The 13,732-nt window shown below is 61.5% G+C and carries 13 protein-coding genes; 10 read left to right on the top strand and 3 right to left on the bottom strand.

All coding sequences use genetic code 11. The features are described 5' to 3' along the window. Window positions 1-16: 16 nt before the first annotated feature. The 6 genes from QCE79_RS12360 to lpxC all read left to right on the top strand — a co-directional run bounded on the left by QCE79_RS12360 (window position 17) and on the right by lpxC (window position 6,317). A complete protein-coding gene (locus tag QCE79_RS12360) occupies window positions 17-958 on the top strand; it encodes a D-alanine--D-alanine ligase (protein WP_309845299.1) in 942 nt (313 codons plus the stop codon). A gap of 30 nt (window positions 959-988) precedes the next feature. Next, window positions 989-1,741: a cell division protein FtsQ/DivIB gene (locus QCE79_RS12355; protein ID WP_244826300.1), complete on the top strand. Its 753-nt coding sequence runs from the start codon at window positions 989-991 to the stop codon at window positions 1,739-1,741. Between the two features lie 26 nt (window positions 1,742-1,767). After that, window positions 1,768-3,000 carry a cell division protein FtsA gene (gene ftsA / locus QCE79_RS12350; RefSeq protein WP_244826299.1) on the top strand — a complete coding sequence of 411 codons (1,233 nt, stop codon included), beginning with the start codon at window positions 1,768-1,770 and terminating at the stop codon, window positions 2,998-3,000. Window positions 3,001-3,144: 144 nt separating this feature from the next. Further along, on the top strand, window positions 3,145-4,347 hold the full coding sequence (ftsZ, locus tag QCE79_RS12345) for a cell division protein FtsZ (protein WP_244826298.1): 1,203 nt from the start codon (window positions 3,145-3,147) through the stop codon (window positions 4,345-4,347). A gap of 282 nt (window positions 4,348-4,629) precedes the next feature. Beyond that, window positions 4,630-5,133 (top strand): peroxiredoxin, encoded by a 504-nt coding sequence (locus QCE79_RS12340; protein ID WP_244826297.1) that lies wholly within the window; start codon window positions 4,630-4,632, stop codon window positions 5,131-5,133. 266 nt (window positions 5,134-5,399) lie between these two features. Beyond that, a complete protein-coding gene (gene lpxC / locus QCE79_RS12335) occupies window positions 5,400-6,317 on the top strand; it encodes a UDP-3-O-acyl-N-acetylglucosamine deacetylase (protein ID WP_244826296.1) in 918 nt (305 codons plus the stop codon). A gap of 50 nt (window positions 6,318-6,367) precedes the next feature. On the opposite strand, the gene QCE79_RS12330 is transcribed toward lpxC, so the two are convergent. Next, window positions 6,368-6,862 (bottom strand): DUF721 domain-containing protein, encoded by a 495-nt coding sequence (locus QCE79_RS12330; protein WP_309844456.1) that lies wholly within the window; start codon window positions 6,860-6,862, stop codon window positions 6,368-6,370. A 288-nt stretch (window positions 6,863-7,150) separates the two neighbouring features. On the opposite strand from QCE79_RS12330, the gene secA reads away from it, so the two are divergent. From secA to QCE79_RS12310, 4 genes are all read left to right on the top strand, one after another. Further along, entirely contained in the window at window positions 7,151-9,964 is a 2,814-nt protein-coding gene (gene secA / locus QCE79_RS12325) for a preprotein translocase subunit SecA (RefSeq protein WP_309844454.1), read from the top strand. A gap of 171 nt (window positions 9,965-10,135) precedes the next feature. Continuing rightward, the gene (gene argJ, locus QCE79_RS12320) at window positions 10,136-11,377 is read left to right on the top strand and encodes a bifunctional glutamate N-acetyltransferase/amino-acid acetyltransferase ArgJ (protein ID WP_309844452.1); all 1,242 of its coding nucleotides are present in this window, start codon (window positions 10,136-10,138) and stop codon (window positions 11,375-11,377) included. A gap of 26 nt (window positions 11,378-11,403) precedes the next feature. Further along, window positions 11,404-12,267, top strand: a complete 864-nt coding sequence (locus QCE79_RS12315; RefSeq protein WP_244826292.1) for an ATP-binding protein — start codon at window positions 11,404-11,406, stop codon at window positions 12,265-12,267. Between the two features lie 5 nt (window positions 12,268-12,272). Then, window positions 12,273-12,716, top strand: coding sequence for an NUDIX domain-containing protein (locus QCE79_RS12310; RefSeq protein WP_309844451.1), 444 nt, complete (start codon window positions 12,273-12,275; stop codon window positions 12,714-12,716). Here QCE79_RS12310 and QCE79_RS12305 read toward each other — a convergent pair. Both QCE79_RS12305 and zapD read right to left on the bottom strand, forming a co-directional pair. Beyond that, window positions 12,713-12,904, bottom strand: coding sequence for a DNA gyrase inhibitor YacG (locus QCE79_RS12305; RefSeq protein WP_244826290.1), 192 nt, complete (start codon window positions 12,902-12,904; stop codon window positions 12,713-12,715). The two genes, QCE79_RS12310 and QCE79_RS12305, sit on opposite strands and share 4 nt — an antisense overlap. A gap of 67 nt (window positions 12,905-12,971) precedes the next feature. Then, window positions 12,972-13,727: a cell division protein ZapD gene (zapD, locus tag QCE79_RS12300; RefSeq protein ID WP_309844448.1), complete on the bottom strand. Its 756-nt coding sequence runs from the start codon at window positions 13,725-13,727 to the stop codon at window positions 12,972-12,974. Between the last annotated feature and the right edge of the window lie 5 nt (window positions 13,728-13,732).

Below are 13,732 nucleotides of genomic sequence, written 5' to 3'. Positions count from 1 at the left end.
CGCAACCAAAAGCAACGTGAATCAACTCGATCCCAAGGTCTTCGGCAAGGTCGCCGTGCTGCTTGGCGGTAACTCGGCCGAGCGCGAAGTCTCGCTCAACTCGGGACGGCTCGTGCTCGAAGGTTTGCGCGACGCGGGCATCGACGCGCATCCGTTCGATCCGGCGGAGCGTCCGCTCTCGGACTTGAAGGCGGAAGGTTTCGAGCGCGTGTTTATCGCGCTGCATGGCGGCTATGGAGAGAACGGCCAGTTGCAGGGCGCGCTGGACTTTTACGGCATCCGTTATACGGGCAGCGGCGTGCTCGGTTCGGCGCTCGGCATGGACAAGCTGCGCACCAAGCTCGTGTGGCAGCAGACCGGCATTCCCACGCCGCCGTTCGAGACCGTGTATCGCGGTGAAGACTACGACGCGCGCACACACGAGATCATTGCGAAGCTCGGCTTGCCGCTCTTCGTGAAGCCGGCGACGGAAGGCTCGAGCGTCGCGGTCATCAAGGTGAAGAGCGCGGAAACGCTCGCGCCCGCGCTCGAAGAAGCCGCGAAGTACGACAAGATCGTGATCGTGGAGAAGAGCATCGAAGGCGGCGGCGAGTTCACGTGCTGTATCGCCGGCAATCTGGATTTGCCGGTCATCAAGATCGTGCCGGCGGGCGAGTTTTACGACTATCACGCGAAGTACGTCGCCGACGACACCCAGTACCTGATTCCCTGCGGCCTGACCGAAGCGGAGGAAGCGCGCATGAAGCAACTGACGCAGCGCGCCTTCGACATGCTCGGCTGCACGGACTGGGGCCGCGCCGACTTCATGCTGGACCTCGACGGCAATCCGTACTTTCTCGAAGTCAACACGGCGCCGGGCATGACGGATCACTCGTTGCCGCCGAAAGCGGCGCGCGCGGTGGGCATCAGCTACAAGGATCTGGTGGTGAAGGTGTTGTCGTTGACGCTCGAAGACTAAGCATTCGCACAGGACACAAGCAAACGAACCATGTGGAACAACGTTCGCCAAATGAACCTCGCCGCCAGCGCGCTGCACTTGATGCTCGTGCTCATGCTGCTGGCCGCCGCGGGCATCTGGGCGATACAGCGTCCCGAGTTTCGTCTGCGCGGTATCCAGATCGACGGCGACACGGCGCACATCAACACGCCGACGGTGCGCGCGAGCGTGGTGGGGCATCTGAAGGGCAATTTCTTCACGGTCGATCTCGATACGGCCCGCGCCGCGTTCGAGCAGATGCCGTGGGTGCGTCATGCAAGCGTGCGGCGCGTCTGGCCGAATGCGCTCGCAGTGACACTCGAGGAATACAAGCCGCTCGGCACCTGGGGCAACGACCAGTTGGTGAGCGTGGACGGTGAACTCTTCACGGCGAACCAGGGCGAACTCGACGACGACCTGCCCGCGTTCGACGGTCCCGAGGGCACGGCGAAGGAAGTGGTCGCCCGGTATCACGATTTTCAGAAGTGGTTCGCGCCGCTCGACGCGCAGCCGGAGGAAGTGACGCTGTCGCCGCGATTCGCGTGGACGGTCAAGCTCTCGAACGGCACGCAGCTCGAACTGGGCCGCGAGCGCAATGAAGACACATTGCTCGAACGCAGTCGGCGCTTCGTCGCGTCGTGGCCGTCGGTGACGGGGCGTTGGGGCAACGACATCGAATACGCGGATTTGCGTTACCCGAATGGCTTCGCGATACGAGCAGCTGGAATGCGTTTCATCAATGACACCGACAAGGCCAAGAAGTAAGCAGACAAAACGGGCATGAGCACGCTATGAGCAAAGACTACAAAGACCTGCTGGTTTCCCTCGACATTGGAACGTCGAAGGTGGTCGCGATCGTCGCCGAACTGAAAGGCGAGGGCCACTACGAGGTGATCGGACTCGGTCAGAGCGACTCGAAGGGGTTGAAGAAGGGCGTCGTGGTCAACATCGAGGCCACGGTGCAATCCATTCAGCGCGCGCTCGAGGAAGCCGAGCTGATGGCGGATTGCAAGATCACGAATGTCTTCACGGGCATTGCGGGAAGCCATATCCGCAGCTTCAATTCGAGCGGCATGGTGGCGATCAAGGACAAGGAAGTCACGCAGACGGACGTCGCCCGCGTGATCGAAACGGCCAAGGCCATCAACATCCCGACCGATCAGCAGGTGCTGCATATCCTGACGCAGGAATTCATCATCGACGGTCAGGAAGACGTGCGCGAGCCTATCGGCATGAGCGGTATCCGGCTCGAAGTAAAGGTGCATATCGTGACGGGCGCGGTGAGCGCGGCGCAGAACATCGTGAAGTGCGTGCGCCGCTGCGGGCTCGAAGTGAACGACCTCATTCTTCAGCCGCTCGCCTCGTCGCTGGCGGTGTTGACGGAAGACGAGAAGGAACTGGGCGTGGTGCTCGTCGATATCGGCGGCGGCACGACGGACATCGCCATCTTCAGCGAAGGCGCGATCCGTCACACGGCCGTGATTCCCATCGCCGGCGATCAAATCACGAGCGACGTCGCGATGGCGCTGCGCACGCCGACGCCGGACGCGGAAGACATCAAGGTGAGCTACGGCATCGCGAAGCAGGCGCTCGCCGATCCCGACGAGATGATCGAAGTGCCGGGTCTCGGCGAACGCGGTCCGCGCACGCTGTCGCGTCAGGCGCTCGCAGCGGTGGTCGAGCCGCGTGTCGAGGAACTGTTCTCGCTGGTGCAGCAGGTCGTGCGCGAATCCGGCTACGAAGAATTGCTGTCGAGCGGCGTCGTCCTGACCGGCGGCGCGGCGATGATGCCCGGCATGGTCGAACTCGGCGAAGACATTTTCCTGAAGCCAGTGCGTATCGGCGTGCCGGAATACGCGGGCGGCCTTGCAGATGTCGTGCGCAATCCGCGCTATTCGACGGCCATGGGCTTACTCGCCGAAGGACGCTCGCAACGCATGCGCGGCCGCAAGGTCGCGGTACAGAACGGATCGATGGGCCAGGTCTTCACGCGCATGAAAGACTGGTTTCTCGGAAACTTCTGAATCGAATAAGAAACATAAGTAGCACGAAAGAAAAAGCAGCAGACGCTGAATATAATTCGTGCCAGTACCGGCGGCTGGCGCGCGGTGAGGGGTTGCCCGATCTCTCGCCGAATAACGCCGATCTTCATTCTTGACGGAGGCAACATGGATTTCGAAATGCTGGAAACGGAAACCAACGGAACGATCATCAAGGTGGTCGGTGTCGGAGGTGCGGGTGGCAACGCCGTGCAGCACATGATCAACAGAGGTGTACAAGGCGTCGACTTCATCGTGATGAATACCGACGCGCAGGCACTGGCTCGCTCACGCGCGCCGGCGGTTCTGCAATTGGGCATGACCGGTCTCGGTGCGGGCGCCAAGCCGGACAAGGGTAAGGAAGCGGCGGAAGACGCGCGCGAGCGTATCGCCGATGCATTGCGTGGCGCGCACATGGTGTTCATCACCGCGGGCATGGGTGGCGGCACGGGGACGGGCGCGGCGCCGGTGGTCGCGCAGATCGCGAAGGAAATGGGCATTCTGACCGTCGGCGTCGTGAGCAAGCCGTTCGAGTTCGAAGGCGGCCGCCGCATGCGCGTGGCGGAAGCCGGCTCGCAGCAGTTGGAAGATCACGTCGACTCGCTCATCGTCGTGTTGAATGACAAGCTGTTCGACGTAATGGGCGACGACGCCGAAATGGACAAGTGCTTCCAGTGCGCGGATGACGTGCTGAACAACGCTGTCGCGGGCATCGCGGAAATCATCAACGTCGATGGTCTCGTGAACGTCGACTTCGAAGACGTGAAGACCGTGATGGGCGAGCAAGGCAAAGCGATGATGGGCACGGCGACAGTCGCCGGCGTCGATCGCGCGCGTCTCGCGGCGGAACAGGCCGTGGCGAGCCCGTTGCTCGAAGGCGTGGACTTGTCGGGTGCGCGCGGCGTGCTCGTGAATATCACGTCGAGCCGTTCGCTGCGTTTGTCGGAAACGCGTGAAGTGATGAATACCATCAAGAGCTACGCGGCCGACGACGCAACCGTGATCTTCGGCGCGGTGTACGACGACGCAATGGGCGACGCCCTGCGCGTGACGGTGGTGGCAACGGGACTGGGCCGCGCGGCGAAGAAGCAGCAGCAAGCGCCAATGACCCTCCTGCGCACGGGCACCGACAATCAGCCGGTCGCGCATGCGCACGCAACGCACAACACGTATTCGCCGCAGCATGGTCAGCCGACGGATTACGGTCAGCTGGACACGCCGGCAGTGTGGCGTTCGACGCGGGAAACGGCGGCATCGCATGTGCAGGCATTGCAGGAAAAGGGCGTCGACACTTACGACATCCCGGCGTTCCTGCGCAAGCAAGCGGACTAAGACGGGCCTCATCGCCGAATCATGGCGACGAGCGAAGCCGTAGCAGCCGTTATCACGCGCGCTGAGTCGAGAAGCGCGACAATGCAGGCTTCACGTGGGGCGACTGTCCAAGGCCGCGTTCGAGGACGTATCGAATCGGACGCCAGGCCGTGGCCAGGCGCTCTCCACGAATTTGCCACTGTGCAGATGAAGCCGGTGTCGTCGAACTTCGCGATAAAGCGTCAAGCGCGGGACGATGCACTTCGCCGGAATGTGCGGGCACTGACGAGGGAAGGACCGAGCATGATCAAAGTGGGTGAAACGTTGCCGGATGTGCGTCTCTTCGAGTTCATCGAGGAGCCGAGCGAAGGCTGCGCCGTGGGACCGAACGGGTTCTCGGCGCGCGAGCGGACCGCTGGCAAGCGCGTGGTGATCTTCGGATTGCCGGGCGCGTTCACGCCAACGTGTTCCGCCAGACACGTGCCCGGCTACGTCGAGGCGGCGGAGGAGTTTTCCGCTGAGGGTATCGACGAAGTCTGGTGCGTTTCCGTCAACGACGCGTTCGTCATGAACGCGTGGGGACGCGATCTTCAAACCGCGGGCAAGGTGAAGATGATCGCGGACGGCAGTGCGCGTTTTGCCCAGGCACTCGGACTGGATCAGGATTTGACCGAGCGCGGCATGGGAATTCGTTCCCAGCGCTACGCGATGGTGATCGACAATGGCGTGGTCAAGACGCTCAATGTCGAAGCGCCCGGCAAGTTCGAAGTCAGCGACGCTCAAAGCATCCTGGCGACGTTGCGCTGAGTGAAGCGGCGTCGCGTTGTCTCTGTACAACGCCGCAGACGCACTCTCAAACAGCCGCAACTTGGGGCCGATGACCGGAAATGCCTCCATTCCGGCCATCGGCCCGTTCTACTTCATTAAATCTGTCATCGGCAGGTAACACCGGGAAACACTTGAAACCTCCCGGAGCGCGACGACGTGCACTGGATGGAGTATACTTCGGCCTATTAGCTTATATAGTGCGATTAATTCTCTTTATTGGGAATTCATATCGGAAGAAGAAAATCATGTTGAAGCAGCGAACAATCAAGACCGTAGTCAAGACCGTGGGGATCGGGCTCCATTCCGGCCGGAAGGTCGAACTGACGCTCAAGCCCGCACCGGCTGGCACGGGCATCGTGTTCTCGCGTATCGACTTGCCGCAGCCGGTCGACATTCCCGCGTCCGCGATGTCCGTCGGCGACACGCGCCTGGCGTCCGTGTTGCAAAAGGACGGCGCGCGCGTTTCCACTGTCGAGCACTTGATGTCGGCATGCGCGGGACTCGGGATCGACAATCTGTATGTCGATGTAACCGCCGAGGAAATCCCGATCATGGACGGCAGCGCGGCTTCGTTCGTGTTTCTGATTCAATCGGCGGGTATCGAAGAGCAGAACGCACCGAAGAAATTCATCAAGGTGACGAAGCCCGTCGAAGTGCGCGACGGCGATAAATTCGCGCGTCTCGACCCGTATTTCGGCTTCAAACTGAGCTTTACCATCGACTTCCGTCACCCGGCCGTCGACAAGACCGGTCAGGCGTTGGAAGTGGATTTCGCGACTACGTCATATGTGCGTGAAATCGCGCGTGCTCGTACGTTCGGCTTTGCGCACGAAGTTGAAATGATGCGTGAACTCGGTCTCGCACGCGGCGGCAGCATGGACAACGCGATCGTGCTCGACGAGTACCGCATCCTGAATAACGACGGCTTGCGCTACGACGACGAATTCGTGAAGCACAAGATGCTGGACGCCATTGGCGACCTGTATGTCGTGGGGCATCCCCTGCTCGCGTCCTACAAGGCGTACAAGGGCGGCCACGCCATGAACAACATGCTTTTGCGCGAATTGCTCGCGAACGAAGACGCTTACGAAATGGTCACGTTCGAGGACATTCAGAAGGCGCCGCGCGGTTTCAGTTTCGACACGCAGACGGCATTTGCCTGAGTCACTTCAGGCAGCGAGTTTCAAGCGAATGAGCGGTGCGAAAGCATCGCTCATTTTTTTTCGCCTTTGCCTTGATGACGCGCGGCCATTTTCGCGAGCGCTTCCTGCAGCGGCGAAGGCGCGAGCGTCTCGGCAAGCTCGTGCAGCGCCGATGCGCCCGCCGCCGACATCCGCGCTTGCTTGGGCGGCACCGCGTCCTGCATCGATTGCGGACGCACGCGCACTCTCAGCGAGTTGACCGCCCAGCCGCGTTGCTGCAAATCGGCGAGCAAAGTGGGCTCGATATGGCGCAGCCGCGCCGCGAGCGCGTTATGCGCGGCGAAAAGCGCTAGCACGCCATCCTTGATGAAACCGGGCTCGACATTGGCCGCGAGATAATCCGGCAGGAGCGTGCTCAGATCGCGCTGCAGCGCCGCCACTTGCTCGACGCCTGCCCGCAATGCGCGAAAGGCATCGGTGCGATCAAGGACATCGGCCAGCGCCTGTGGCTTGCGCGGATCGAACCGCTGCGGTCCAGATCTTGAATTTGTAGAAAAACGGCTCATTTTTGGCTTGAGAACGCCCGACGCAATGGTTCGATTGTAACGCGCGCCCGCGCGCTTCCCCGACGCGCAAGCCTTATTCGGCAACCGCGCCGGAACAAACTTTCAAACGGTTGACTGTCGCGTTCCCCCGACGCGCGCGAGCCCACGCGGACGTAAGGTCTGCCAAACTCGCGTGCTAAAATTCCCGATTCGATTTCACCCAATGGACTTAAGTCGCCGGGGTTCTCCGAACTCGGACGCAGCAAGCAACATGCGCCCATCCGAAGCCGCGACGCAGACACTGATCCGATGACCACCGGTTTCCTTCAGAAGATTTTTGGCAGCCGCAATCAGCGGCTGGTCAAGCAGTACCAAAAGACCGTTGTGGCGATCAACGCCCTCGAGCCGACCGTCGAGAAATACACGGACGATCAGCTACGCGCGAAGACGGACGAGTTCCGCCAGCGCGTCGCGAGCGGCGAATCGCTCGACGTGCTTCTGCCCGAGGCGTTCGCGGTCTGTCGCGAAGCGAGTCGGCGCGTCCTGAAAATGCGCCACTTCGACGTCCAGTTGATCGGCGGCATGGTGCTGCATTACGGCAAGATCGCGGAAATGCGCACGGGCGAAGGCAAGACGCTCGTCGCCACACTCGCCGCGTATCTGAACGCGCTGTCGGGCCGCGGCGTGCATGTCGTGACGGTGAACGACTACCTCGCGCAACGCGACGCCGAATGGATGGCGCGTCTCTACAACTTCCTGGGTCTTTCGTGCGGCGTGAATCTGTCGCAAATGGAACACGGCCAGAAGCAGGAAGCCTACGCGGCGGACATCACTTACGGCACGAACAACGAATTCGGCTTCGACTATCTGCGCGACAACATGGTCTACGAGACCAACGCGCGCGTGCAGCGGCCGCTCAACTTCGCCATCGTCGATGAAGTGGACTCGATCCTCATCGACGAAGCGCGTACGCCGCTTATCATTTCCGGTCAGGCCGAAGATCACACCGACCTCTACGTGCGCATGAACGCGCTCCCGCCGCTGCTCGAACAGCAGATCGGCGAGGAGAAGGCGGACGGCACGGGCGTCGAAAAGCCGGGCGACTACACGCTCGACGAGAAAGCGCGTCAGGTGTTCCTCACCGAATCGGGCCATGAAAAGGCGGAGCGTCTGCTTGCCGAATGGGGTTTGATCGGCGAGGGCGAAAGTCTCTACGCGCCGCAGAACATCACCTTGATGCACCACGTGTACGCCGCTTTGCGCGCGCACACGCTGTTCTTCCGCGATCAGCACTACGTCGTGCAGGGCAGCGAGGTCGTTATCGTCGACGAATTCACGGGCCGCATGATGACGGGCCGCCGCTGGTCGGACGGTCTGCATCAGGCAGTGGAAGCCAAGGAGCACGTGCAGATTCAGAGCGAAAACCAGACGCTCGCTTCCATCACGCTGCAAAACTATTTCCGCATGTATTCCAAGCTGTCCGGCATGACCGGCACGGCTGACACGGAAGCCTACGAGTTCCAGGAAATCTACGGTCTGGAAACGGTCGTGATCCCGACCAACCGGGCGCCGAAGCGTGTCGACAAGCAGGATCAGATCTACAAGACATCGAAGGAACGTTACGACGCCGTCATCCGCGACATTCGCGAGTGCGTCGAACGCGGTCAGCCAACGCTCGTCGGCACGACGTCCATCGAAGCGTCGGAATTGCTCTCCGGCCTGCTCACTCAGGCAGGCATTCGCCACGAAGTGCTGAACGCGAAGCAGCACGCGCGCGAAGCGGCCATCGTCGCGGAAGCGGGGCGTCCGAGCGCCGTGACCATTGCGACCAACATGGCCGGTCGCGGCACGGACATCGTGCTTGGCGGCAATGTCGAGAAGCAGGCTTCGTTCATCGAGGCGGATCTTTCGATTGCCGAAGGCGAAAAGGCCCGGCTGATTCAGAAGCTGCACGACGAATGGCAGATGCTGCAGGACACCGTGAAGGAAGCGGGCGGCCTGCATATCATCGGGACCGAGCGGCATGAATCGCGCCGTATCGACAACCAGTTGCGCGGCCGCGCGGGCCGTCAGGGCGATCCGGGTTCGTCGCGCTTCTATCTTTCGCTGGATGATCCGCTTCTGCGCATTTTCGCAGGCGACCGCGTGCGCGCGATCATGGACCGCCTGAAGATGCCGGAAGGCGAGCCGATCGAAGCGGGCATGGTCACGCGGTCGATCGAAGGGGCGCAGCGCAAGGTGGAAGCGCGCAACTTCGACATCCGGAAGCAACTGCTCGAATACGACGACGTCTCCAACGATCAGCGCAAGGTGATCTATCAGCAGCGCAACGAGTTGCTGGAAGCGACGGACGTGCAGGAAACCATCGCGGCCATGCGTCAGAGCGTGATCGGCGACCTGGTGCGCAACTTCGTGCCGGCGGGCAGTATCGAGGAACAGTGGGACGCGCCCGAGCTCGAAGAAGTGCTGCGCAATGACTGGTCGCTCGATCTTGCCGTGCAGGAGATGATCAACGAGTCGAACTCCATCGACGCCGAGGAAATCAACGAAGCCGTGCTCGCCGCCGCCGACGAAGCGTACGAGGCGAAGGTCGCCATGGTCGGCCGCGATTCATTCAGCGCGTTCGAACGCTCGATCATGCTGCAGACGCTCGACAGCCGCTGGCGCGAACATCTGGCCGCGCTCGATCATCTGCGTCAGGGCATCCATCTGCGTGGCTATGCGCAGAAGAACCCGAAGCAGGAATACAAGCGCGAGGCGTTCGAACTCTTCGCGGCCATGCTCGACGAGGTCAAGCAGGAAGTCACGCGCGTCGTGATGAACGTGCAGATCCAGTCGCCGGAGCAGCTCGAAGAAGCCGCCGAACAGTACGAAGAGCGCGGCAGCCATCTGGAGAACGTGTCGTTCACGCACGCGGATTTCAACGCGCCGGCGGCAGCGCCCGCGCTGGCCGCGGTGGCGGCAACTGCCGCCGCGCAGATGGTCAATCAGGCTATGTCCGCAGGCGACGACGTCAGCGTCGTCACACGTTCAGCCGACGATCTGCCGAAGGTCGGCCGCAACGACCCGTGCCCGTGCGGCAGCGGGAAGAAGTACAAAAACTGTCACGGCAAGCTGGCTTAATAGGCTGCTCAGACGAAACGGACCAAGCGACGCAGCAATGCGTCGTTTGTCCATCTGGCGCTTTCGCGCGCGTTTCACGGCGTCGCTCCGCTTCCGGCGCGCGTCAGTCCTTCATCCTGTGCCGGCCTGGTCTTCTCACCGGCACGCGTCACCTACAGCTGAGTCGCGAACATGGCCGTCAATTTCCCCTCGATCGTTCCCGCAGCGCTTCATCCCGTCGCCGGCGTCACGCTAGGCTGGGCCGAGGCGAACATTCGCAAGCCCAATCGCAAGGACGTGCTGGTCATTCGCGTCGATGAAGGCGCGACCGTGGCGGGTGTGTTCACGCAAAATCGTTTTTGCGCCGCGCCGGTAATCGTCTGCCGCGAGCATCTCGAAGCCGTTCGCGCGGGCGGCAAGGGCATTCGCGCGCTCGTCATCAACACGGGCAACGCGAATGCGGGCACCGGCGAGCCGGGCCTCGTGATCGCTCGCGAGACTTGCGCGGAGCTTGCGCGCCTCGCGAACCTCGACGCGCAGCAGATCCTGCCGTTCTCCACGGGCGTGATTCTCGAGCCGCTACCGCTCGATCGTCTGAAAGCGGGCTTGCCTGCCGCGCTGGCCAATCAGCAGGCCGCGCACTGGTTCGAAGCCGCGCAGTCCATCATGACCACGGACACGCTGCCGAAAGCCACGTCGCGTCAGGTGCGGATCGACGGCCACACGGTGACCTTTTCGGGCATCAGCAAGGGCGCGGGCATGATCAAGCCGAACATGGCCACCATGCTCGGGTTCCTCGCCTTCGATGCCAACGTCGCGCAACCCGTGCTCGACGAACTGGTGAGGCACGTTGCGGATCGCTCGTTCAACTGCATCACCATCGACGGCGATACCTCGACCAACGATTCATTCATCCTGATCGCGTCGGGCAAATCGAGCCTGCCGGCAATCACTTCGACGGATTCACCCGCTTACGCTGCTTTGCGCGATGCAGTCACTGCCGTCGCGCAAGAACTGGCGCAGCTCATCGTGCGCGATGGCGAAGGCGCGACCAAGTTCATGACGATCACCGTCGAAGGCGGCAAGGACGTCGCGGAGTGCCGCCAGATTGCTTATGCAATCGGCCATTCGCCGCTCGTGAAGACCGCGTTCTATGCGTCGGACCCTAATCTCGGGCGTATTCTCGCGGCAATCGGCTATGCGGGCGTGGCGGACCTCGACGTCGGCAAGGTCGATCTTTACCTCGACGACGTGCTCGTCGCGAAAGCGGGCGGGCGTAACCCCGAGTATCGCGAGGAAGACGGCCAGCGCGTGATGAAAAAGAGCGAGATCGCGATTCGCGTGCTGCTCGGCCGTGGCGACGCACAAGCCACCGTTTGGACCTGTGACCTTTCGCACGATTACGTGAGCATCAACGCCGACTATCGCTCCTGATCCGGCGCGCCCAAGAAAAAGACACCATGGACAAGCTCGAACAATTCCTTACGCGCGCCGAAGCGGTGCTGGCGCGCATCGAAGGCATGTTGCCGCCCGCGGCGCCGGAAATCGACTGGGAATCCGCAGTGGCGTTTCGCTGGCGCAAGCGCCAGGGGCGCGGCTATTTGCAGCCGGTGACGGCTGTTTCGCAGATTGCGCTGGATGATCTCCAGAACATCGACCGTCAGAAAGGCCTGATCGAACAGAATACGCGCCAGTTCGTGCAGAAGCTGCCCGCCAACAATGTGTTGCTGACGGGCGCGCGCGGCACGGGTAAATCGTCGCTCATCAAGGCTTGCCTGAACGCGTATTCGAAAGACGGCCTGCGTCTGATCGAAGTCGACAAAGACGATTTGCACGACCTTGGCGATATCGTCGATCTCATTTCGACGCGACCGGAACGCTTCATCGTGTTCTGCGACGATCTTTCCTTCGAGGAAGGCGAGTCTGGCTACAAGGCGCTCAAAGTCGCGCTCGACGGCTCGGTTGCCGCGCAGTCTGACAACGTGCTCATTTACGCGACGTCGAATCGCCGGCACTTGATGCCCGAGTACATGAGCGAAAACGAGACGTACAAGCACACGTCCGATGGCGAGATTCATCCGGGCGAAGTCGTCGAAGAAAAGATTTCGCTGTCGGAGCGTTTCGGGCTGTGGGTGAGCTTCTATCCATTCAAGCAGGACGATTATCTGGCGATCGTCGGCCATTGGCTGAAGCATTTCGGCGTCGATGAAGCCGAGATTGCCGGCGCTCGTGGCGATGCGCTCGTCTGGGCGCTCGAGCGCGGTTCGCGTTCGGGCCGTGTTGCATGGCAGTTCGCGCGCGATTGGTCGGGACGCAAGCAATGACGGACATGACCGACGCCAGGAACGAGAACGAGGCGACCATCGATCTTGCACCCGATGGCCGCAAGGTGACGAAAGTGGCCGTCGGCGTCATGGTTCAGCCGGACGGGCGCTATCTGCTTGCGCAGCGTCCGCCGGGCAAGCCATACGAAGGTTACTGGGAATTTCCGGGCGGCAAGCTGGAACGAGGAGAGAGCGTCGAGGCTGCGCTTGGCCGGGAGTTGCATGAGGAGCTGGGTATCGACGTGGTCGCCTGTGAACTTTGGCGCACGCTCGAACACGATTATCCGCATGCCTACGTGCGGCTCTTTTTCTGCAAAGTGACGGAGTGGAAGGGCGAGCCGCTCGGGCGCGAAGGGCAGGCTATTTCTTGGCAGACTCTGCCGGTGGACGTGGCGCCGCTGCTGCCTGCAGCCATTCCCATTTTGGAATGGCTCGCCGAAGAAGCTTAGTTCAGGCTGCCGCGCGTGTCGTCGTCAGGCGGCGTTTCCTGGGCGTTGCCTCCGATCTTGTACTTTTCGGTGGCCCAGGCGCCCAGATCGATCTGCTTGCAACGCTCAGAGCAGAACGGACGAAAACGGTTTTCCGGTACCCAGCGAACTTCCTTGGCGCAGGTCGGGCATTTGACGACAGTGGTCATGACGATGAGACGTAACGAATGGAGCGGGCTTCGATCTATCCTCGATACGAAACCGAAATGCTCGGGTTCAAAGGCTGCAAAGCGTCAGATGAAAGGGCACGTCGACATCGACGGCGCGCGGCTTGAGATCGCCGTCCTGCACGGTGAAACGCACCCACAGCATGTACTTGTTTGCGCTTGCTTCGGGAATCATGCGAACTTCTTGCGACACCCGCACCTGCATTAGTTGATACGTTCTGCCGGACAACATCTGCTGATAGCTGCCCTGCATGGCCATGACTTTAGACGCCTGGCCGGATTCGCGCGCAAGCCGCAATACGATGGCGGCGGCGTCGCGCAAAGCGAGCATGGGCATGACCCATTTGGCGATTTCCTGCCGGCGCTCTTCCACCGGCAACTGCTGCCACGCGTAATACGAGGGCAAATCGAATTTGCACGTACCGCCGGGAATGATCGTACGACTACGAATACTTGCAAGCCACTCGTTGTCCGCAAGATGCTGGCCGGTCTTGCCGTGCATGTCCGCAAGGCCCGCGAGCGTCTGTTCGATCTCGCCCAGCACCGCTTCCAGCGCTTCTTGTTCGATCCCGGGATTGCCGCGAAAGGGCGCAAGCGTCTGGCGCTGGCGCTCCAGTTCCTTCATGAGATCGGCTTTGAGGTCCGTACGGCCCGCTACTTCGGCGATCTCGAAGAGCGTGATCAACGCGACATGATGCTCCCGCGGATCTTCCTGAGTCAGAAAGAACGTGAAGCGCTCGAACAGGTCTTCGAGACGCAACAGCGTCCGGATTCGCTCGTTGAAGGGATACTCGTAAAGGATCAAGCGCT

The sequence above is a fragment of the Caballeronia sp. LZ003 genome, assembly GCF_031451465.1.
Taxonomy (GTDB): Bacteria; Pseudomonadota; Gammaproteobacteria; order Burkholderiales; family Burkholderiaceae; genus Caballeronia.
The sequence above is the reverse complement of the archived record's forward strand: the minus strand, read 5'-3'. Positions and strand labels throughout refer to the sequence as shown.

Excerpts from the sequence above, each read along its gene's own strand:
- ftsZ (WP_244826298.1), top strand. The coding sequence starts at position 3,145 with ATGGATTTCGAAATGCTGGAAACGGAAACCAACGGAACGATCATCAAG.
- argJ (WP_309844452.1), top strand. The coding sequence starts at position 10,136 with ATGGCCGTCAATTTCCCCTCGATCGTTCCCGCAGCGCTTCATCCCGTC.
- QCE79_RS12305 (WP_244826290.1), bottom strand. The coding sequence starts at position 12,904 with ATGACCACTGTCGTCAAATGCCCGACCTGCGCCAAGGAAGTTCGCTGG.
- QCE79_RS12340 (WP_244826297.1), top strand. The coding sequence starts at position 4,630 with ATGATCAAAGTGGGTGAAACGTTGCCGGATGTGCGTCTCTTCGAGTTC.
- QCE79_RS12355 (WP_244826300.1), top strand. The coding sequence starts at position 989 with ATGTGGAACAACGTTCGCCAAATGAACCTCGCCGCCAGCGCGCTGCAC.
- lpxC (WP_244826296.1), top strand. The coding sequence starts at position 5,400 with ATGTTGAAGCAGCGAACAATCAAGACCGTAGTCAAGACCGTGGGGATC.
- QCE79_RS12310 (WP_309844451.1), top strand. The coding sequence starts at position 12,273 with ATGACCGACGCCAGGAACGAGAACGAGGCGACCATCGATCTTGCACCC.
- QCE79_RS12330 (WP_309844456.1), bottom strand. The coding sequence starts at position 6,862 with ATGAGCCGTTTTTCTACAAATTCAAGATCTGGACCGCAGCGGTTCGAT.
- QCE79_RS12315 (WP_244826292.1), top strand. The coding sequence starts at position 11,404 with ATGGACAAGCTCGAACAATTCCTTACGCGCGCCGAAGCGGTGCTGGCG.
- ftsA (WP_244826299.1), top strand. The coding sequence starts at position 1,768 with ATGAGCAAAGACTACAAAGACCTGCTGGTTTCCCTCGACATTGGAACG.
- secA (WP_309844454.1), top strand. The coding sequence starts at position 7,151 with ATGACCACCGGTTTCCTTCAGAAGATTTTTGGCAGCCGCAATCAGCGG.